23 protein-coding genes and 1 pseudogene are annotated in these 18387 nt (G+C 62.3%); 11 read left to right on the top strand and 13 right to left on the bottom strand.

All coding sequences use genetic code 11. The features are described from left to right. Positions 1 to 105: 105 nt before the first annotated feature. Positions 106 to 1176 (bottom strand): GGDEF domain-containing protein, encoded by a 1071-nt coding sequence (locus X730_RS159530; RefSeq protein WP_023681555.1) that lies wholly within the window; start codon positions 1174 to 1176, stop codon positions 106 to 108. 338 nt (positions 1177 to 1514) lie between these two features. On the opposite strand from X730_RS159530, the gene X730_RS159535 reads away from it, so the two are divergent. The 3 genes from X730_RS159535 (at position 1515) to X730_RS159545 (ending at position 3000) form a co-directional block, all read left to right on the top strand. Next, positions 1515 to 1934, top strand: a complete 420-nt coding sequence (locus X730_RS159535; RefSeq protein WP_023825641.1) for a GFA family protein — start codon at positions 1515 to 1517, stop codon at positions 1932 to 1934. Positions 1935 to 2009: 75 nt separating this feature from the next. After that, positions 2010 to 2369, top strand: coding sequence for a diacylglycerol kinase (locus tag X730_RS159540; protein WP_023667554.1), 360 nt, complete (start codon positions 2010 to 2012; stop codon positions 2367 to 2369). Positions 2370 to 2412: 43 nt separating this feature from the next. Next, positions 2413 to 3000, top strand: a complete 588-nt coding sequence (locus tag X730_RS159545) for a hemerythrin domain-containing protein (RefSeq protein WP_023825640.1) — start codon at positions 2413 to 2415, stop codon at positions 2998 to 3000. A 3-nt stretch (positions 3001 to 3003) separates the two neighbouring features. Here X730_RS159545 and X730_RS159550 read toward each other — a convergent pair whose 3' ends face one another. After that, a complete protein-coding gene (locus X730_RS159550; RefSeq protein WP_023695416.1) occupies positions 3004 to 3612 on the bottom strand; it encodes a DedA family protein in 609 nt (202 codons plus the stop codon). Beyond that, on the bottom strand, positions 3609 to 4172 hold the full coding sequence (locus X730_RS159555; protein ID WP_023667551.1) for a DUF1003 domain-containing protein: 564 nt from the start codon (positions 4170 to 4172) through the stop codon (positions 3609 to 3611). The genes X730_RS159550 and X730_RS159555 overlap by 4 nt, the downstream gene beginning before the upstream one ends. A gap of 91 nt (positions 4173 to 4263) precedes the next feature. Here X730_RS159555 and X730_RS159560 point away from each other — a divergent pair, with 91 nt between their 5' ends. From X730_RS159560 to X730_RS159585, 6 genes are all read left to right on the top strand, one after another. Further along, the gene (locus X730_RS159560; RefSeq protein ID WP_023825639.1) at positions 4264 to 4980 is read left to right on the top strand and encodes a DNA-3-methyladenine glycosylase I; all 717 of its coding nucleotides are present in this window, start codon (positions 4264 to 4266) and stop codon (positions 4978 to 4980) included. Between the two features lie 62 nt (positions 4981 to 5042). After that, positions 5043 to 6758: an NAD+ synthase gene (locus X730_RS159565; protein ID WP_023825638.1), complete on the top strand. Its 1716-nt coding sequence runs from the start codon at positions 5043 to 5045 to the stop codon at positions 6756 to 6758. 34 nt (positions 6759 to 6792) lie between these two features. After that, positions 6793 to 7677: an SPFH domain-containing protein gene (locus tag X730_RS159570; protein WP_023825637.1), complete on the top strand. Its 885-nt coding sequence runs from the start codon at positions 6793 to 6795 to the stop codon at positions 7675 to 7677. Between the two features lie 13 nt (positions 7678 to 7690). Beyond that, complete coding sequence (locus X730_RS159575) at positions 7691 to 8641, top strand: hypothetical protein (protein ID WP_027050400.1); 951 nt, start codon at positions 7691 to 7693, stop codon at positions 8639 to 8641. Between the two features lie 68 nt (positions 8642 to 8709). After that, positions 8710 to 9120, top strand: a complete 411-nt coding sequence (locus X730_RS159580) for a GNAT family N-acetyltransferase (RefSeq protein ID WP_023825636.1) — start codon at positions 8710 to 8712, stop codon at positions 9118 to 9120. Between the two features lie 388 nt (positions 9121 to 9508). After that, positions 9509 to 11314, top strand: coding sequence for an ABC transporter ATP-binding protein (locus X730_RS159585; RefSeq protein WP_023825635.1), 1806 nt, complete (start codon positions 9509 to 9511; stop codon positions 11312 to 11314). A gap of 43 nt (positions 11315 to 11357) precedes the next feature. On the opposite strand, the gene X730_RS159590 is transcribed toward X730_RS159585, so the two are convergent. The 7 genes from X730_RS159590 to X730_RS159620 form a co-directional block, all read right to left on the bottom strand. Further along, positions 11358 to 11771, bottom strand: a complete 414-nt coding sequence (locus X730_RS159590) for a GFA family protein (RefSeq protein WP_023725741.1) — start codon at positions 11769 to 11771, stop codon at positions 11358 to 11360. A gap of 20 nt (positions 11772 to 11791) precedes the next feature. Then, a complete protein-coding gene (locus tag X730_RS159595) occupies positions 11792 to 12256 on the bottom strand; it encodes an SRPBCC family protein (protein ID WP_023688339.1) in 465 nt (154 codons plus the stop codon). Further along, positions 12253 to 12573, bottom strand: coding sequence for a helix-turn-helix domain-containing protein (locus X730_RS159600; RefSeq protein ID WP_023681541.1), 321 nt, complete (start codon positions 12571 to 12573; stop codon positions 12253 to 12255). Before X730_RS159600 ends, X730_RS159595 begins: the two co-directional genes overlap by 4 nt. Positions 12574 to 12758: 185 nt before the next feature. After that, entirely contained in the window at positions 12759 to 13256 is a 498-nt protein-coding gene (locus X730_RS159605; protein WP_023667541.1) for an NUDIX hydrolase, read from the bottom strand. Positions 13257 to 13462: 206 nt separating this feature from the next. After that, positions 13463 to 13963 (bottom strand): xanthine phosphoribosyltransferase, encoded by a 501-nt coding sequence (gene gpt / locus X730_RS159610; RefSeq protein WP_023667540.1) that lies wholly within the window; start codon positions 13961 to 13963, stop codon positions 13463 to 13465. 86 nt (positions 13964 to 14049) lie between these two features. Next, positions 14050 to 14883 carry a universal stress protein gene (locus X730_RS159615; protein WP_023681540.1) on the bottom strand — a complete coding sequence of 278 codons (834 nt, stop codon included), beginning with the start codon at positions 14881 to 14883 and terminating at the stop codon, positions 14050 to 14052. A gap of 98 nt (positions 14884 to 14981) precedes the next feature. Next, complete coding sequence (locus X730_RS159620; protein ID WP_023825634.1) at positions 14982 to 15722, bottom strand: competence/damage-inducible protein A; 741 nt, start codon at positions 15720 to 15722, stop codon at positions 14982 to 14984. Between the two features lie 175 nt (positions 15723 to 15897). On the opposite strand from X730_RS159620, the gene X730_RS24485 reads away from it, so the two are divergent. Beyond that, positions 15898 to 16959: an alpha/beta hydrolase gene (locus X730_RS24485; protein WP_023825633.1), complete on the top strand. Its 1062-nt coding sequence runs from the start codon at positions 15898 to 15900 to the stop codon at positions 16957 to 16959. Between the two features lie 4 nt (positions 16960 to 16963). After that, the gene (locus tag X730_RS159625) at positions 16964 to 17236 is read left to right on the top strand and encodes a hypothetical protein (RefSeq protein WP_023825632.1); all 273 of its coding nucleotides are present in this window, start codon (positions 16964 to 16966) and stop codon (positions 17234 to 17236) included. Positions 17237 to 17353: 117 nt separating this feature from the next. Here X730_RS159625 and X730_RS159630 read toward each other — a convergent pair whose 3' ends face one another. The 3 genes and pseudogenes from X730_RS159630 to X730_RS159635 form a co-directional block, all read right to left on the bottom strand. Further along, positions 17354 to 17593: a DUF2188 domain-containing protein gene (locus X730_RS159630; RefSeq protein WP_023667535.1), complete on the bottom strand. Its 240-nt coding sequence runs from the start codon at positions 17591 to 17593 to the stop codon at positions 17354 to 17356. 59 nt (positions 17594 to 17652) lie between these two features. Then, a pseudogene (locus X730_RS01000000164170) lies at positions 17653 to 17930 on the bottom strand (DUF982 domain-containing protein). 93 nt (positions 17931 to 18023) lie between these two features. Then, on the bottom strand, positions 18024 to 18329 hold the full coding sequence (locus X730_RS159635; protein WP_023825631.1) for an SH3 domain-containing protein: 306 nt from the start codon (positions 18327 to 18329) through the stop codon (positions 18024 to 18026). Between the last annotated feature and the right edge of the window lie 58 nt (positions 18330 to 18387).

Below are 18387 nucleotides of genomic sequence, written 5' to 3'. Positions count from 1 at the left end.
GGCCTCTCTCTTTCCATGGAAAATATAGTCCACGAAAATTCATATGGAAAGAGGCGGGATCCGATAAATTTGCCCGTGCCCGGGAATTGGCTGCACGCCGAAGCGTCAGTCTTTCTTGTATAGCAGCCAGTTCTTGCCGGTGCGGCCGGCCATTGTCGAGTGCCGGGTGACGCGGTTGCGCCCGCCAACCTTGGAGCGGTAGAGCGCCCGGTCCGCCTTGGTGTAGAGATCCTCCGGGCTTTCCGCTTCGGAAGCCATGCAGATGCCCATGGAAACGGTCACCGTGCCGTAATTGGCGCCGGTCTGGCTGCTGGTGAACGGCGTCTGTTCGATCAGCACGCGGATGCGTTCGGCGATCTCGTAAGTGGTATCCTCGCTGGCGCCCTCGACGATCAGCGCGAATTCCTCGCCGCCGGTGCGGGCTACGAACATGTCTTCACGGATGCTGGTCTGGAAGATTTCAGCGACGATCTGGATGATCTTGTCGCCGACCGGGTGGCCGTAGCGATCGTTGACACCCTTGAAATGGTCGATGTCGGCAAGGATCAGGGCGTTGAACAGGATCCCCTTGTTGGAGGTGTAAATCGCCGTGATTTGCTTGTCGAAGGCGCGGCGGTTCCAGATATGGGTCAAGGGGTCGGTGTCGGCGAGCCGCTTGTACTCCTCAAGCTTCGACTTGACGCTCTCCAGTTCCGCCGTCTTGTCGCTCAGCGTGGTTGCAACCTGCTTGCCGTGGTCGAGGGTCGAGTTGGTGGCCGCCGCCATGGCGCTGGCGACCTTCTGCAGCAGATCCTGCGAAAGCAGGCTGCGGTTGGCGAGGCCACTCGATGTCTCATCGAGGATCTTGCCGTATTTCTCGATATGGCTACGTTCGCTGCGCAGCAGCAAGGCGATGTCCTCGAGTTCCCTGGCCAACACGTCGCGCGCCTGCTCGACAATGCCGGGACCGTGATGCTGGGCAAAGAAAGCGCGGCCGATGCGGTCGAGATCGTCCTGCGTCGGCTGGTTGCCCAGCGCGACGACGGCCAGGCCGAGTTCGCGATTGGTGCCTTTCAGTGCTTCGTAGAAGATTTCGTAATTGCGCGGCAGGCCAAGCACGCCGAGCTGACGCATGGTCGCCACAACGGCTGTTGCAATGTCGCTGTTTCGGTCGGTCTGGACGGCTGCCGGCTGCATGTTCTGTTCACTCTGCCTCTGGGACCCATCGCAGACCGTGCGAGATGCCGCCGACCGGAGAGTGCCAGCCGTATTTCGGATCATCCTGCGAAAGACACGTCCCCAATCGCGACATTCGCTTGGCAACGACCATAGATGCGCCGGCGCTAAAGTTTCCTTAATGTGCCGCCAGGTAACGCGTCCGTTCTACCGCAGGCTGCAGAAATGGTTTGCAAAGATCCTGAGGTCAGGTCCGAACACGGCCACCCCATGTCGCATTTGCCGGTGCCCGGCTGCGGCAAAACTGAAATCCTCTCGGCCAGCGGCGAAGCCCTGGACGATGGCTGGTGGAGGTAGGGATGAGCAACAACCACAGCGGATCTTGCCTGTGTGGAGCCGTGCGTTTCCAGACGCGAGGGCCGTTGCGCGGCGTCATTTATTGCCACTGTTCGCAGTGCCGCAAGCAGAGCGGGCATTTTTACGCCGCGACCAACGTCGCCGACGGCGACATCACGATAACCGGCGCCGACAACATCAGCTGGTACGAATCGTCTTCCTTTGCCAAGCGCGGCTTTTGCAAGATCTGCGGCTCGGTGCTGTTCTGGAAGCCGGGTCAGGATGCCTATGTCTCAGTTCTGGCCGGATCGTTCGACAACCCGACCGGGCTCGAAGGCCAATGCCACATCTTTGTCGGCGACAAGGGCGATTACTATACGATCGACGATGGACTGCCGCAGTTCGAGAAGTCGACGCCGACGATCAAGGTTGCGGAGCAGTGATTTTGCGGCGGCTGCCTTATTCCCTTGATCCAGCCATTGCGATATCCCCTGCCGGTGATTCGAAGGGGATGCGGCATGCAGCGGCTGATCGGTGCTTACTTCAATTCTGTGCGAGCCTTTCGCAAGCTCGCCGCCAGCGAAAGGGCATTTCAGCAGGAACTGATGCTGCTGGTGCTGGCGCTGCCGCTCGGCTGGTTCGTCTCGGTCTCGTGGCGCGGCTACGCGCTGTTGATCGGCGCGGTGCTGCTGCTCATCATGGTCGAAGTGCTGAACACCGGCATCGAGGCAGCCTGCGATGCCTTCAGTCGCGAGTTCAACGTCGACATCCAGCTCGCCAAGGACTGCGGCTCGCTGGCGGTGCTGATTTCGGTTGTTATCGTCGCCGGCGTCTGGGGAATCGCCCTCATCGAGCGCATCACAGGACTACCGATCTGATCTGAACGCTCCCATATGTTAGTCACCAAAGGAGACTGACGTCGTGGAAGCCAATTTTCTGCTGCTTGAAAGAGCCGGCCTGCCGGAAGACCTGCGCTGGCTGGCGGAAAAATATCCGCGCGAGACATGGCAGGGCCACGCCAACATCCACGGCATGGCAAACATGTGGCTGCAGCGGCACGACATGTTCCGAGAGCTGGGCGGCATGCTCACCAACTGCATTGGCGACTATCGCGAAGGCAGGCTGACGGCGCCGGATTTCGCGCGCTGGTTCGCGCCGCGGCTGAACCACTTTCTCGGCAATCTCGACGGCCACCACAATGTCGAGGACTACCAATATTTCCCGGCTTTCGCCAAGGCGGAGCCGCGCCTGAAGCGCGGCTTCGAAATCCTCGATGCCGACCATCACACCATTCATGAGGGGCTGGAGCGCAACGCCGAGACGGCGAACGCCTTCATCCGCACGCTCGAGGAGAGCGAGGACAGGCAGCGCTTCGCCGCCGACGCCTATGCGGACGAGAACAGCCGGCTGATCGCCATGCTGAAGCGGCATCTGGCCGACGAGGAAGATCTCATCATCCCGCTGATCCTCGATCGCGGCGACCGGGCTCTGGTCGAGGACGACGACTGAACCTTACGATGTGGTTTCGCTGTCGCGGGCGTCCTTGGCGCGCTCCTTGCCGGCGACGGTGCGGGCGATGAGCCAGGCAAGGATGGCGACACCCAGACCTATGGCAAGCGCGATCAGCAGCCGTTCGTGATGGAGCAGTGCCTTGCCTATCATCTGCTCGGCGCCGAGACCGAAGACGTAGCCGATGCCGCAGAACAAAGCCGCCCAGACCAGCGACGACACCGCGTTGAGGATAACGAAGCGCGCTACCGAAATGCTGGCGAAACCGGCCGCGATGCCGCCGACCAGGCGCAGGCCATAGATGTAGCGGTTGGACAGGACGAATATGTTGGGATGGGACGAGACGAGACGGTAGGCGTGGTTGAAGCCGGGCCTCGCCTTCAGTTTCAGCACCCTGGGATGGTCGGCAAAGCTGCGGCCGAGGACGAAGAAAAACGTGTCGCCGACGAAGGCGCCAATGGCGGCCGCGAGGAAAGCTTTCCAGAGGATGAAGACATGCTGATGGGCGAAGAAGCCGCCGAGGATGGCCGCACTTTCGCCTTCGGCGACACAGCCCAGGAAAACCGCGATCAACCCGTATTGCTCGATGAGGTGATGGACGATCCCGGTCATTGAGAGGTTTGCCGGCCCGACAGTTTTTCGTCTATGCGGTTCACCTGTTCGGCCAGGCGCGCAATGTCCTCGCGCACGCCGATGATCTGGCTGTGGCGCAGTTCGTCCAGCTTTTCATGCAGAGCCATGATCTCGATCTCGGCCTTGAGGTTGACCTCATAGTCATGCGCGGCGTCGATGCGGTCGCGCGCGGCCTGGCGGTTCTGCGACATCATGATCACCGGCGCCTGCAGGGCGGCGATCATCGACAGCACGAGATTGAGGAAGATGAAGGGGTAGGGATCGAATGAGTCTCGTCCCAGCAGCCACCAATTGGCGCCGATCCACAGCACCAGGAAAGCAATGAAGGACAGGATGAACGTCCACGAGCCGCCGATGCGGGCAATGGCATCGGCGATCCGGTCGCCGGCGCCCTGAAGGCCGGTGAGGCTGTCGTTGATATCCTGCGAGATGGGCTTGCGGTCGACAGTGCTCTGCAACACCCGCCGCTCGAGCTCGCTTAGGGTTTCAGGCGTTCGCCTCAACCAGCGGTTGGCAAGTTCTGGCACGGTCTTGTGCATGGATGTCTCCATAGGAAAAGCGTCGGCTTGGCAGCCTTGTTTGCATATAGGAAGATGGCGTTTCGTCAAAAGCGCGGCGCGAGGATGCAGGATGCCCGATTTCGCGAAGATTCGCGCCCGTGCTGCAAAACGCAAAGGCGGCGACGCGGTGCTGACCTCGCTGCTCGGGCCGGCGTCTGACAATGCTGCTGTTTCCGACATTACGGACGATCGCATCCTGTCGACGATGGCCGAGCGGGTGTTTGCCGCCGGCTTCGTCTGGCGCGTCATCGAACAGAAATGGCCCGGGTTCGAGGAAGCCTTTCTCCATTTCGAGCCGAAACGGCTGTTGTTTCAACCTGATGACTTCTGGCACGACCTGACGGCTGATCAACGCATTGTGCGCAACCCGCAGAAGATCAAATCCGTCCGCGACAACGCCGCCTTCGTTGAGCGTGTGTCGAAGGAACATGGCGGTTTCGGCAAATTCCTCGCGGAGTGGCCTGACGACGACCAGGTCGGGCTGATGGCGTATCTCGGCAAGCATGGCAGCCGGCTTGGCGGCAACACCGGCCAGTATTTCCTGCGCTGGCTGGGCTGGGACGCATTTGTCATCTCAGCCGATATGGGGGCGGCACTGCGCGACGCCGGCCTCGACATCGCCGAAAGTCCGACGTCGAAGAGGGATCTCGACAAGATTCAGGCGCAGATCAACAAATGGGCGAAGGAAACCGGCCTGCCGCGCCGGCACATTTCGCGCATTCTGGCGATGTCGATCGGAGAGAACCATTCGCCGCAATCGCTGCGCGAATATATGGGCGACGACTGATCACCGAATTGGTCCAAACGAACGCCATTGCCCGGGCAAATTTGCCGCGCTAAACCGCACAGATGACCCAGAAGACCGCACCCGATATTCTGCGCATCGCCGTTGCCCAGCTCGACCCGACGGTCGGCGATGTCGCCGGCAACCTTGCCAAGGCGCGCGAGGCGAGGGCGGATGCCGCCCGCCAGGGCGCCGACATCGTGCTCTACACCGAGCTTTTCCTTGCCGGTTATCCGCCGGAGGACCTGGTGCTGAAGCCGGCCTTCCTCAAGGTTTGCGAGAAGGCCGCTCAGGATTTCGCCGCGGATACCTCCGATGGCGGGCCGGGCGTCATCATCGGCACGCCGCTGAAGCGCAAGAGCGGCACCCACAATTCGATCATCGTCGCCGATGGCGGCAAGATCCTCGCCGAGCGCTACAAGCTCGATTTGCCAAACTATGGCGAGTTCGACGAGAAGCGCGTCTTTCAGGCCGGCCCCGAGGCTCAGGGACCCGTCAATTTCCGCGGTGTGCGCATCGGAATTCCGATCTGCGAGGACATCTGGGGCGACGTCGGCATCTGTGAAACCCTGGCCGAGAGCGGCGCGGAAATCCTGCTGGTGCCGAACGGCTCGCCCTACTACCGCGCCAAGATGGACGTGCGCCATCAGGTCGTTATCCGCCAGGTCATTGAGACCGGTTTGCCGATGATCTATGCCAATCAGATCGGCGGCCAGGATGAGCTGATCTTCGACGGCGCCTCTTTTGCCATCGGCGCCGACAAGACGCTCGCCTTCCAGATGAGCCAGTTCGAGGAAACTGTCGACGTCACCACCTGGAAGCGCAACCGCGTCGCCGCAGGCGCGCAAAACGCAGAAGAGTTCGACGGCTGGGTCTGCTCGGAAGGGCCGATGTCGAAAATCCCCGAGCGCGAGGAGGCGGACTACCGCGCCTGCATGCTCGGCCTGCGCGACTACGTCAACAAGAACGGCTTCAAGAACGTCGTGCTGGGTCTCTCCGGCGGCATCGATTCGGCGATCTGCGCCGCATTGGCCGTCGATGCGCTCGGCGAGGAGCGGCTGCGGGCGGTGATGATGCCCTACCGCTATACCTCGGAGGATTCGCTGAAGGATGCCGAGGATTGCGCCCGCGCGCTTGGCTGCCGCTATGACATCGTGCCGATCTTCGAACCGGTCGAGGGTTTCCTACACACGCTGGCGCAGCTTTTTGAAGGCACCAAGGAAGGCATCACCGAAGAGAATCTACAGAGCCGCGCGCGCGGCACGATCCTGATGGCGATTTCCAACAAGTTCGGCTCGATGGTCGTCACCACGGGCAACAAGAGCGAGATGTCTGTGGGCTACGCCACGCTTTATGGCGACATGAATGGCGGCTTCAACCCGATAAAAGACCTCTACAAGATGCAGGTCTATGCGCTGTCGCGCTGGCGCAACAGCCATGTGCCGCCGGGCGCGCTCGGCCCCTCAGGCGAGGTGATCCCCAGGAATATCATCGACAAGGCGCCGTCGGCGGAATTGCGCGAGAACCAGACCGACCAGGATTCGCTGCCGCCCTATCCGGTGCTGGACGACATTCTGGAATGCCTGGTCGAGAACGAAATGGGCGTCGACGACATCGTCGCGCGCGGCCACGACCGGGCGACGGTGACGCGCGTCGAACATTTGCTCTACATTGCCGAGTACAAACGCCGGCAAGCGGCGCCGGGTGTGAAGATCACCCGTAAGAATTTTGGCCGCGACCGCCGCTATCCCATCACCAACCGTTTCAGGGATCGCGGCTAAACATCTGATTAAATCAATGAACCTTGGGGGGCGCATGTTTATCAGCTATTTCAAGGGAACGCCTGAGTATCACATCCTGCGCTTCAAGAACGGCAAGATCAGGGAGCAGGGGCGCGGCATCTCCTTCTGGTACGGCACGTTCGGCACCACGATAGCGATGGTGCCGGTGACGTCGCTCGATAACCCCTTCATCTTCACCGAGACGACGGCGAATTTCCAGGATCTGGCAATCCAGGGGTCGGTCAGCTACCGCATCATCGATCCACTCAAGGCAGCCGAAGGTTTTGATTTCGGCGCCAAGCTCAGCCGTGCCGACGTCGTCGGCGACGGCCGGGAGAAGATCGCCGAGCGCCTGGTGCTTGCGATACAGAGCCGCGCCCGCGCGGTGGTTTCGAGCATGACGCTGGAACAGGCGCTGGCCGAGGTGACCAAGCTCGGTGGCAATCTCGCCGCACTCCTGCGCAACGATCCGATTGCCGCGACCGCCGGCCTGTCGATCGAGGAGGTTCACATCACCTCGGTCCAGCCGACGCCGGAGATCCGCAAGGCGCTCCAGACCGAATATCGCGAGGCGCTGCAGCGCCAGGCCGATGCCGCGATCTATGGGCGCCGTGCCTGGGGCGTGGAGAAGGAGCGCGAGATCAAGCAGAGCGAGCTGGCGACCGAAATCGAGCTTGCCGAACGCAACAAGCTGCTGGTCGATACCGAGGCGCGCAACAAGCTGACGCTTGCCGAGGCGGAAGCCAAGGCGCAGCAGCTGGAACTGACCGTCTATTCGTCGGCGCCGGCGCACGTGCTGACGGCGATGGCCTTCAAGGCCTGGGCGGAAAAGGGCGGTTCGGTCGGCAATCTGTCGATCACGCCTGACATGCTCACCAGCGCGCTCAGCCAGCTTTCCACTCCGAAAGCCGGGTCCTGAAAGGCAAGCTCGGGTGGCAAGCGACCAGAGCGGCAGGCCGATCGACCGGGTGATCGTCGTCACCCGCAAGACCGAGCTGGAGGAGCTGACGACGCGCTTCAACACGCAGGGACAGGCGCGCTTTTATCTCCGGCAGGCCGGCATGAATTTCGACCCGGTCAAGGCGGCGCATGACGTCTATCACCAGGCGCTCGACCGGGTGATGGGTTCGCTTCCCCAAGGCCTCAAACAGTTGCGGCTCGACCGCGAACTGGTCCCGCAGTTCGAATTCGGCTCCGACGCGGTGATCGCGCTCGGTCAGGACGGGCTGGTGTCCAACACCGCGAAGTACCTCCCGTACCAGCCGCTGATCGGCATCAACCCGAACCCGGCGCTTTTCGACGGCGTGTTGCTGCCGTGGAATGCCGACGATACCGAAAAGGTCCTCGGCCTGACGATCGCCGGCAAGGCGAAGCGCCAGGCGGTGGTGATGGCCGAAGCGCGCTCCAATGACGGACGCCGGCTGATCGCCTTCAACGATCTGTTCGTTGGCGCCTCGACGCATGTCTCGGCGCGTTACGAGTTGACCTATGGCGGCAGGACCGAGCGCCAGTCGTCGAGCGGCATTATCATCTCCACGGGCGCCGGCTCTACCGGCTGGCTGCGCTCGGTTATGGCGGGCGCCGCGGGACTGGCCGCGGCCTATGGTGACAACTCCGTGCCGACCGTGCCGCCGCAAGGCTATGACCGCGAAGGCGAACAGCTGTTCTTTTCGGTGCGCGAACCGTTTCCGAGCAACACGACCGGCGTGTCGCTTGTGCATGGCGTCATCACCCGCGACCGGCCGCTGGTGGTTTCTTCGCGGCAGAGCAGGGGCGGCGTCATCTTCAGCGACGGGATGGAGCTCGATTTCGTCGAGTTCAATTCCGGCACCGACGTGACCATCGCGATCGCCGACCAGAAGGCCTATCTCGTGGTGCCATAAGCGCGCCACGTGGGCAGCCAAATCACCGGCCGGACTGAATTCGGCCGCCCTCTTCTTTGCGAGGCACCATGCCCGACTGTGAGATCAGCTTCGACATGTCACGGATCAATTTCCGGGCGACCTCCGACCTGTTGATGGCAAGTTATTGGGGCGCCGGCCGCAGCGATGAGTTTCATCGCCGCGCCTTTGCCAACTCGTTCTGCACCGCGGCCTATATCGACGGGAACCAAGTCGGTTTTGGCCGGGCCATCACCGACCGTACGGTGTTTGCCTATCTCGCCGACATCATCATCTGGCCGCAGCATCGCGGCCAAGGCATTGGCTTGCAACTGGTGCAGGCGCTCATCGACCACCCTGAACTCAGCACGGTCTCGCACTGGAGCCTGTCGACCAGTGACGCGCATGGCCTTTATGAGAAGCTGGGCTTCAAGGCATCGACCGACGGCCGCTACATGCGCCTCGATCGCAACCCGGAATGAGGCATAGCGAGGGGGGTTGACCGGCTGTTGTTGCAAAATAACCTCACTGGTTGGACCAGTTACGCTTTGCCACGTGCCCGGCCTTGGCGATCCTTCATGGCGTCTCTATAAGGACCTCTCCGCAAGTGTCTTGCGGGAGGTCCGAATGGCAGTATTTCACATGGTAATGCGAGGCCGCGAAGCCTAGGTCTCACCTGGCGTCCGGCGAAGGTTTGCCCTTCGCACCGATGCCGGGTCGAGTACAGGCTTCTGCCGATGCCGGTCGCCACCCGACAACCCGGGGCGCGCCGCCACCCATGCCGAACCTCCGCAGCCGGGCGAATGCCCAGCGCGGTTTTCAATTTTCAGACCTTACCGGGACCGGGCAGATTTGCGCCCGGATGACATCATGACTCGTTTTCGAATCGATCTGCGTGCAAGCGCCTTTCGCAGCGTTCTTGGCTTCACGCTCAGCCACTGGCGGCGCCAGCCGTGGCGGCTTTCGCTGATCATGGGCAGCTTCCTGCTGTCGACCCTGGCCGACGTCTTGACGCCGCTCTATTCCGGCCGGCTGGTCGATGCCGTCGCCAGCAGTGCGTTGGCTGACGATGTCGCGTGGAATGCGGCAATGGCGGCGTTCTTCGCGCTCATCGCTTTGGCGCTGACCGGCGTGGTGCTGCGCAACCTGGCTTTCATGGGCATTGTCGAGCTGACGCTGAAGATGATGGCCGACATCGCCGCCGACGCGTTCCATCGCGTGCAGCGCTTCTCAACCGACTGGCACGCCAACAGCTTTGCCGGATCGACGGTGCGCAAGGTCACGCGCGGCATGTGGGCTCTCGACCTGCTCAATGACACCATCCTGATTGCGTTGTTGCCGTCGGTCGCCATGCTGGTCGGCTCGACGTTGCTGCTCGGCTGGTTCTGGCCGCTGATGGGGCTGGTCGTGGCAGTCGGCTCGGTGCTGTTCATCACGGTGACGGCGCTGCTGTCGCTCGGCTATGTCGCGCCCGCGGCACGGCTCGCCAACAGCTGGGATACGCGGCTTGGCGGCTCGCTTGCCGATGCGGTGAGCTGCAATGCCGTGGTCAAGGGTTTCGGCGCCGAGACGCGCGAGGAAACGCGTCTTGCCAAGGTCGTCGCCAAATGGCGCGCGCGGACCAGCCGCACTTGGGTGCGCGGCACCATCAACGGCACGACGCAAGGCGCCATGCTGCTGGTGCTGCGGACGGCAGTAATCGGCCTGTCGCTGATGCTGTGGGCCTGGGGCCAGGCAAGTGCGGGCGATGTCGCCTTCGTGCTGACCTCGTTCTTCGTGCTGCAGGGCTACCTCAGGGACATCGGCACGCATATCCGCAATTTGCAGCGTTCGGTCAACGACATGGAGGAACTGGTCGATTTCCAGTCGCAACCGCTCGGCATCGAGGACCGGCCCGGCGCCAAGCCGATCCGGATCACGCATGGCCACATCGCCTTCGATAACGTCACCTTCCACTATGGCAGCCATCGCCTGCCGCTCTACCGCGATTTTTCGGTGGAGATAGCGGCGGGCGAGCGGGTCGGACTGGTCGGCCATTCCGGCTCGGGCAAGACGACCTTCGTGAAGCTGATCCAGCGTCTCTATAATGTCAGCGGCGGCAGGATCCTGGTCGATGGCCAAGACATCTCCCAGGTTGCACAGGCGTCGCTGCGCGCGCAGATTGCCATCGTCCAGCAGGAGCCCATCCTGTTCCACCGCTCGCTGGCGGAAAACATCGCCTATGCCCGTCCGGACGCCACGCAGGCCGAGATCGAGCATGCCGCCAAGCTCGCCAGCGCGCACGACTTCATCACCAGCCTGCCGAAGGGCTACGGCACGCTGGTCGGTGAACGCGGCGTGAAACTGTCGGGCGGCGAGCGCCAGCGGGTGGCGATCGCACGCGCCTTCCTGGCGGATGCGCGCATCCTGATCCTGGACGAGGCGACATCGAGCCTCGATTCGGAATCGGAAGTACTGATCCAGCAGGCGATGGAGCGGCTGATGGTTGGCCGCACGACGCTGGTCATCGCGCACCGTCTGTCGACGGTGCGGGCGCTGGACAGGCTGCTCGTGTTCGACCGTGGCAAGATCGTCGAGGAAGGCTCGCATGACGAGCTGATCCGGCTGAAGGGCGGCATCTACCGCCGCCTGTTCGAGCGGCAGGCGCTGGAACTGACCAAGGGCCTGGTGATCTGAGCTGAACGCAGAGCCCTATCCGAGGGATAGGGCTCTGCCTGGTTCATCCAGGCATTCGCTCGAATGGCTGAAGCGCTGGGTCGATCGTGTCCCAGGCGTGGCCGCGCACGGTGTAGGTGACCGCCTGCGGGTCGAACTGGCCGGGATCATCGAGGCTCGTGGCCTGGATAGCCGTCACCTCCGGCATGGCGACGAACGTTACGTAGACCGGCGTGCCGCAGGTCGGGCAAAAGGCCTGGGCTTTTTCATTGCCGCTGTCGGCGATCATCCGCCACGTGCTCGGCTCGCCGGTGATCTTTACGTCAGCGCGCCGGCCGAAGGTCACATAGGAACAATGGCCAGTACCGCTGCGCTTTTGGCAATCGAGGCATTGGCAGTGGTTCTGAAAGATCGGCTCGCCGCTGGCCTCATAGCGGATCGCGCCGCAGGCGCAGCCGCCGGTAAAGTGCTTGGTCATCATCGTTCTCCGCGGTTGCTTCAGGCCGATTTCGGCTTGGCGAACAGGTCGATGCCCGTGCCGGTTTCGAGGAAGGATTTCATGCTGGACAGCACGGCCGGCCAACCCTGGCTGATGCCCTTGGCCATGCCGCTGCCGGCTTCGAGCTCGTCATGGCTGACGGTCAGCTTGACCATGGTGTCGTATTCCTCGATGGCGAACGTCACCTGGCTGTGCTTGGTCGGATCGTCGGCCTGCGAGGCGTTGGCCCAGCTCATGACCAGCCGGGTTGGCGGCGAGATTTCGACGACCTTGCCAACGAGTTCGACGGTCCGTTCGTCATTGGCGCGGATGTGTTCCCATTTCGAGCCGGGCTTCCAGTCGGAGACGTTTTCGTGGCCCCAGTAGCGCTTGGCGATATCGGGCCTGGTGATGGCTTCGAACACCTTTTGTGGCGTCGATCTGATGTAGGTCACGTAGACAAAACTGGTGGTTTCCCGGGTCATTGGTCGTCTCCTTCGAGTTCTTGTTTCAGGTCGTGCAGCAGGCTCAGCCGCTGCCGTTCGAATTTTCGCACCCACCGCTCGTAGACTTCGTGCAGCGGCACGGGGTTGATGAAATGCAGCTTCTCGCGGCCACGCTTGACCGTGCTGATCAGATTGGCCGCTTCCAGCAGATCGATGTGCTGCGTGGCGGATTGCCTCGCCATGTCGAGATTTTCGCAAAGCTCGCCGAGCGTCTGGCCGTTCTTCTCACACAGAAGATCGAGCAGCATTCTGCGGGTCGGGTCGCCCAGCGCTTTGAAAACCTTGTCGGCGTCCATCGGTCTCACTCATCTTGAAGACACAATATGCAGGTAAATGCCTGCATGTCAAGCTGTGGCTAAGCTTGGCCTGAAGGGGAGGGATTTATAGTGTCGGATTGCTGGCGCGCGGAGCGAAGCACCGAGCCCGGAATCGGGGCAAGAACCGGTGCGGGCGCGCAGGACTATGCAGCGGTGGCTGTGAGCTAGGCTCTAACGACGAACTTGTCGGGATCGGCGCAGAAATGGGCGATGATCTGGCAGAGGTCCGGCTCGTTGACCATGCGTACGGCCTCGGCCCCATTGACCCATTTGCGGGTGCGCGCGCGCTTTTCCTTCCAGCGGTCGGCAACGTGCTCGACCTGCAGCGGAAACACCAGCACTTCGCAAGGGACTTCCTCGCCGGACGCGAGGGCCTTGGCGTAGAAGTAACGACCGGCCTCGAAAAGCGAAATCTTGCCACGCAATCCGGCTTCCTCGCCCGCCTCGCGCGCCGCTGCCTCGCAGAGCGGCTCCCTGGCCTCGGGCCAGCCCTTCGGCAGCACCCAACGCCCGGTGTCTCGGCTGGTGATCAGCATGATCTCGACGCCGTCTTCGTTATTGCGCCATGGCAAAGCGGCAACCTGCAGGCGACAAGGCGAAGTGCCGAAGAGCTTGCGGACCCTTTCAGCCAGATGGTCGTGTGTCGCCGGTGTCGTCAGCATCAGTGAAAGCTACCCCAGCCCTCAGAATCGTTAGCCGCCGTATGAATCTTACCGACAAGTGTAAGTCTTAAAAGTAAAAAACATCACACCAACCGTCCAATCCGCCAACAGGCGTCGATTCGACAGAATAATGTGCCTTCCAGTGTCTGTTTTCATAGCAGACGGGGCGGGTTTGGCCGTCTGGGCAGAAATGGGGCTGGCGCGAATCAGCCGGCGTGATCGTCGGCGATCGGCTTCTGGTAGGTGAAACCCATGTCCCAGGGAAAGTAGATCCAGGTGTCCTGGCTGACTTCGGTGATGAAGGTGTCGACCAGCGGCCGGCCTTTCGGCTTGGCGTAGACGGTGGCGAAATGCGCCTTGGGCATCATGGCGCGCACGATGCCTGCCGTCTTGCCGGTGTCTGTGAGGTCGTCGATGATCAGCACGCCCGCGCCATCATCGGCGAGCAGCGCCGGCGTGATCTCCTTCAGCACCTGCAATTGCCCCTGGCTGGTGTAGTCGTGATAGGAGGCGACGCAGACCGTCTCGATGACGCGTATGCCGAGTTCGCGTGAGATGATGGCAGCGGGAACCAGGCCCCCACGGGTGATGCAGACGATGGCCTTCCACTGACCCTTGTTGGCGCCGGCAAGCCGCCAGGCGAGCGCCCGGGCATCGCGGTGGAACTGGTCCCAGGAGACCGGAAAGGCTTTTTCGGGAAGGGACATTCTGCACTCCGCGCGCAACATTGTGGAATGCGCGCGGAATTAACTGGAAAGTCAGGGCATTGGCAAGGGCGGGGCCAGCTGTGGAGTTACCGCGACAAAAAGGCCGCAACCGGCACGCTGCGCAACACGGTGCGCGTGACGCCGCCGAACAAAAGCTGACGCAGCCAGGAATGGCTGTAGGCGCCGAGCACCAGAAGGTCGGCTCCGGTCTCGGCGATCCGGGTCTGGATGACGTCATCGACCGAAGCATTACCCGATTTCTGCACCGACACGCTGACCGTTGCGCCATGCCTGGAGAGTGCCGCGGCGATCTCGGCGCCGGCGGCTTCCGGGTTGTCATCCAGCGTATCCGGCGGATCGATGACCAGAATGTCGGTCTTTTCGGCCTCGATGATGAAGGGCAGCGCGTCGAAGGCGGCACGCGCCGCCTCCTTGCTGCCGTTCCAGGCCAGCAGCACATGTTTGAATGTGGTGACCAACGGCCCCTCATGCGGCACCACCAGCACTGGCCGGCCGGCATCGTAAACCAGCGTGTCGACATCGGCGCTCGTGTCGCCCCCGGTCTCGCGCTGCGCGGCAATAATCAGATCGGCGGCGCGCACGCTGGAAATACCCGTCAGCGCGCTGTCGCCGGAAAAGCTCTCGAGGCTGCGCCATTCGAAGGAAAGGCCGGAATTCTCGATCCGCCCAACGAAAAGCGCCTGCAATTTCTCGGCGCGCTCGCGGTTCATGTCGGCGGAGACCTGCAGGAACTCAGTGTCGGGGAAGCCGGTTGCCGAGGTGTAGGGAACGGGCAGCGCTTCGGCATGGATGCCGATGAGATGGCTCTCGAACCGGTCGGCAAGCGGGATGGCGCAGTCGAGCACGCGTTCGGCGTCCTGTTCGTTCTGCAATATGGCGACGATGGTCTTGAAGCGCATGCGAAATCCCTCAAATCTGCCAGCGCGTGCTGCGCCCGAGGGAAAACGTGGGAGTGCGGTGCTTGGTTCCGGCCCGGCGATGGTCCGCGAACCCAGGGTCAATTGGCGGCGGTGAAGCCGGCCACCATCGCCTCGACGTCCTTGCGTGCCGAATCCAGCGCCTCCTGGCTGCGGGCGCGGACCACCAGCTCCGTCCAGAATTTGCCGTCGCCATATTTCGGATAGGAGCCGATGATGGTGTCGGGATGCGCCTTCTGGATGTCGCCCAGGGGACCGCCGATCAGGCCTTCGCCGAACGGGCAATGGACGGTGGCCGACAGCATCTTGGTGCCGGCCTTCAGCGTCGGCACGACATTGTCGAGCATGGCCTGGAAAATCGCCGGCACGCCGGCCATGACATGGACGTTGCCGATGCGAAAGCCGGGCGCGACGGAGACCGGATTGTCGATATGGTCGGCGCCGCGCGGCATGCGCGCCATGCGCTTGCGGGCCTCGGTGTATTCGATGCCGCGCGCGGCATAGCTCTCGCCCAGCATGGCATAGGCCTTGGCGTCGTATTCGCACGGCACCCCAAAAGCCATGGAAACGGAATCGGCGGTGATGTCGTCATGCGTCGGGCCGATGCCACCGGTGGTAAAGACATAGGTGTAGCGGGCGCGTACGGCATTCACCGCAGCGACAATCTCGTCCTCCTCGTCGGGAACGATGCGCACTTCCTTCAGGTCGATGCCGATGGCCGTCATGATGTCGGCGAGGTGGCCGATATTTTTATCCTTGGTGCGGCCGGACAGAATCTCGTCGCCGATGACAAGCATGGCGGCAGTGACGATTTCAGGCATGGAAGGCTCCGGCAAACAGGCCCGTTGGCAGACAAGGTCGCCTGAGGCAGAAAGAAGGTCGCCTGAGATAGCGCGCCATCGAACTGGCGGCAATGCCGACACAAGCCGCCATCTGCCTTGCCGAGCGTTCGTCAGTGGGTGATGGTGCGCGCCGGTCCGCTTCCCGGGTGAAAACATGCTGGTATCGATTCTGCTTTGGCTTGTCGCCGGCCTGTCCGTGCTGGCTCTCGTCATCGTGGCCTGTCTGGTGGCCGCTACGCTCTGGATTGCCGCCAAGGCCGAAAGGCTGGTGCCGGCCAGCGGAAACTTCGTCGAGATCGACGGCAGCCGCATCCATTATGTCGAAACGGGCGAGGGACGGCCGATCCTGTTCGTGCACGGACTTGGCGCGCAGCTCCACCAGTTTCGCCACACGCTGTTTGAGCGCTTTGGCCCTGGCTACCGCCTCATTGCACTCGACCGGCCGGGATCGGGCTATTCTGTTCGCGCGCGAGGAGCCACCGGCCGTCTGCCTGAACAGGTCGAGATCATCAGGCGCTTCATCGAAACACTCGGGCTGGAAAGGCCGCTCGTGGTCGGGCACTCGCTGGGGGGCGCCGTCGCGCTGACCCTGGCCTTGGAGCATCCCGGCGCGATTTCCGGCATCGCTTTGCTGGCGCCGCTGACGCATCTGGAAGCCGGCGCCCGCGAGAAAGCGGGCCTGCTCTATATCCGTTCGCGGCTTTGGCGCTGGATCATGGCCTACACCGTCGCGATACCGACAAGCCTCAGATATGCGCGGCAGACACTGGAGTTCATCTTCGCGCCGCAGGCCGTTCCCGCCGACTACATGATCGATGGCGGCGGATGGCTCGGGCTGAGGCCAAGCCATTTCCATGCAACCTCCACCGATTTCGTAGCGGTCGAACAGGATCTTGGCCGCATCGAAGAGCGCTATGAAGAGATCGCCATGCCGGCCGGCATTTTCTTCGGGACAGCCGATCGCGTCATCGCCATGCGCATACATGGGGAGCCGATGAAGGACAGGATCGAAGGGCTCGATTTCGAGACGGTCGAAGGCCTCGGCCACATGCCGCAATTCGTCGAGCCGGACCGCGTCATCGCCTTCATCAAGCGCATTGCCGAGCGGGCATTCGCCGGCCAAGACCTCACCACAGCCTCACAACAATTTCACCGAACCATTCGGCTGATATCCGGTTTACCCCGTGTCGCACCCAAGGCGGCAGATACGGAGTAATTCAATGTACAGGAAAGTTTTTGCAGCATCCGTGCTGACGATCGGTCTTGCCACATCGGCGATGGCGCAGTCATCGCACGGCACGTATTCCAACCATTACAACTGGTGGCCGTTCGGGAACGAGCAGTCATCGACGGTCGACCAGAGCACCACTGGCAGCATCAATGTCGACGATAGCCAAGGCTATGGCGGCGCTACCGGGCCGTGCGCCTCCGACCCGTCAGGAACCTACGGAAATGTGAGGCCCAACGTGAACGATCAATATTGCGGCAAGTGATCAAGCCGCGGCTTCGACTGACCGGCAGGATGTCCCGCCTGTTTGTTTTGACGCAATTCCCTAGGGAATTGCTTAGGCGAGCATCCACGGCCGGCAGCGAAAGCTGAGGGGCAAGGATCAGTCGGAAACTTCGGTCTGCGGCCGGTCGCGGCCGTCGGCCAGTTCGTCGTGCCACTTGCCTTCGGCATCCTCATACTGGATGCCGTCCGTGGCGCCGGCGATCTGCTGTTCGGCCGAGGCGATCTCGGCGGCGCGCAGCGCATCCTGGTGGGTCGGGAATGTCTCCGAGAATGTCGAACCGACCTTGTAGGCCCAGCCCCCGTCATGCTCGACGATCTTGTAAGTCAGCTTCGCCATGAAATCCTCCGGTTCGTCCGTCCGCTCAATGCGGCCCGTTATTCAATGCTATCTGGGCTTCAATGCAGTTTGGCGTCTGGCAGCCGGTCTTCGGGAACCAGCACTTCCGATTCCTTGGCCGCTTCGATCAAGGCCCTGCGTGCATCGGCCGTCGAACGATAACCTTCCAGCACTTTGAGGCAAGTGTCGAGAGCATCACGATGGCGCGGCCGCGATTGAGAGGCCACACCGTCATCAGGCACTCCGCCGCTTCCTGGGTGCTGCGGATCTGGCGATATTTGCCGACATGGCCGAGTTCGACCACGACCGGGGTTTCAAAAGGTTTGTTATCCATGATGGCCGCAACGCAAAGCAGCCAATATGGTTGCAAAAATGGCCGTCAGCCTGCGCCCAAACGTCTCACCAACCGCAATCGTTGGTCTCAGTAACCTCAGTCGTTGCGCAGCCAGTGGGCGTTGGCCCAGCCGGTCCGTCCGCCGATTTCGACCTGGTACCAGTTGCCCCGGCGGTCGAAAATCTCCGTGTGGTCGCCGTTGAACAATTGCCCGATCATGCGCGACGACGAGTTCGGCCGTGCGCGCACGGCGAGAAACCCGCTGCCGGTATCCAGATCGTAGTGCCTGGACAGGCCGTGCACCGTGCCTTCGCAATATTGCGCGCCGACCGGAGACGACGCGGCGAACGACAGTGCGACCACCAGAGCGGCTGCCGCCGGATAGATTGCCCTTGATGCCATGGACTTTGCTCCCAATCCGGCCGCCAAGGCGGCCTGCCCCCAGGGACTATAGCGGGCG

Source organism: Mesorhizobium sp. L103C131B0, from assembly GCF_000502275.1.
Taxonomy (GTDB): Bacteria; Pseudomonadota; Alphaproteobacteria; order Rhizobiales; family Rhizobiaceae; genus Mesorhizobium.
The sequence above is the reverse complement of the archived record's forward strand: the minus strand, read 5'-3'. Positions and strand labels throughout refer to the sequence as shown.

Bases quoted from the DNA above. Each gene is read 5' to 3' on its own strand.
- X730_RS159530 (WP_023681555.1), bottom strand. From the start codon at position 1,176: ATGCAGCCGGCAGCCGTCCAGACCGACCGAAACAGCGACATTGCAACA.
- X730_RS159535 (WP_023825641.1), top strand. From the start codon at position 1,515: ATGAGCAACAACCACAGCGGATCTTGCCTGTGTGGAGCCGTGCGTTTC.
- X730_RS159540 (WP_023667554.1), top strand. From the start codon at position 2,010: ATGCAGCGGCTGATCGGTGCTTACTTCAATTCTGTGCGAGCCTTTCGC.
- X730_RS159550 (WP_023695416.1), bottom strand. From the start codon at position 3,612: ATGACCGGGATCGTCCATCACCTCATCGAGCAATACGGGTTGATCGCG.
- X730_RS159555 (WP_023667551.1), bottom strand. From the start codon at position 4,172: ATGCACAAGACCGTGCCAGAACTTGCCAACCGCTGGTTGAGGCGAACG.
- X730_RS159560 (WP_023825639.1), top strand. From the start codon at position 4,264: ATGCCCGATTTCGCGAAGATTCGCGCCCGTGCTGCAAAACGCAAAGGC.
- X730_RS159565 (WP_023825638.1), top strand. From the start codon at position 5,043: ATGACCCAGAAGACCGCACCCGATATTCTGCGCATCGCCGTTGCCCAG.
- X730_RS159570 (WP_023825637.1), top strand. From the start codon at position 6,793: ATGTTTATCAGCTATTTCAAGGGAACGCCTGAGTATCACATCCTGCGC.
- X730_RS159580 (WP_023825636.1), top strand. From the start codon at position 8,710: ATGCCCGACTGTGAGATCAGCTTCGACATGTCACGGATCAATTTCCGG.
- X730_RS159585 (WP_023825635.1), top strand. From the start codon at position 9,509: ATGACTCGTTTTCGAATCGATCTGCGTGCAAGCGCCTTTCGCAGCGTT.
- X730_RS159590 (WP_023725741.1), bottom strand. From the start codon at position 11,771: ATGACCAAGCACTTTACCGGCGGCTGCGCCTGCGGCGCGATCCGCTAT.
- X730_RS159595 (WP_023688339.1), bottom strand. From the start codon at position 12,256: ATGACCCGGGAAACCACCAGTTTTGTCTACGTGACCTACATCAGATCG.
- X730_RS159600 (WP_023681541.1), bottom strand. From the start codon at position 12,573: ATGGACGCCGACAAGGTTTTCAAAGCGCTGGGCGACCCGACCCGCAGA.
- X730_RS159605 (WP_023667541.1), bottom strand. From the start codon at position 13,256: ATGCTGACGACACCGGCGACACACGACCATCTGGCTGAAAGGGTCCGC.
- gpt (WP_023667540.1), bottom strand. From the start codon at position 13,963: ATGTCCCTTCCCGAAAAAGCCTTTCCGGTCTCCTGGGACCAGTTCCAC.
- X730_RS159615 (WP_023681540.1), bottom strand. From the start codon at position 14,883: ATGCGCTTCAAGACCATCGTCGCCATATTGCAGAACGAACAGGACGCC.
- X730_RS159620 (WP_023825634.1), bottom strand. From the start codon at position 15,722: ATGCCTGAAATCGTCACTGCCGCCATGCTTGTCATCGGCGACGAGATT.
- X730_RS24485 (WP_023825633.1), top strand. From the start codon at position 15,898: ATGCTGGTATCGATTCTGCTTTGGCTTGTCGCCGGCCTGTCCGTGCTG.
- X730_RS159625 (WP_023825632.1), top strand. From the start codon at position 16,964: ATGTACAGGAAAGTTTTTGCAGCATCCGTGCTGACGATCGGTCTTGCC.
- X730_RS159630 (WP_023667535.1), bottom strand. From the start codon at position 17,593: ATGGCGAAGCTGACTTACAAGATCGTCGAGCATGACGGGGGCTGGGCC.
- X730_RS159635 (WP_023825631.1), bottom strand. From the start codon at position 18,329: ATGGCATCAAGGGCAATCTATCCGGCGGCAGCCGCTCTGGTGGTCGCA.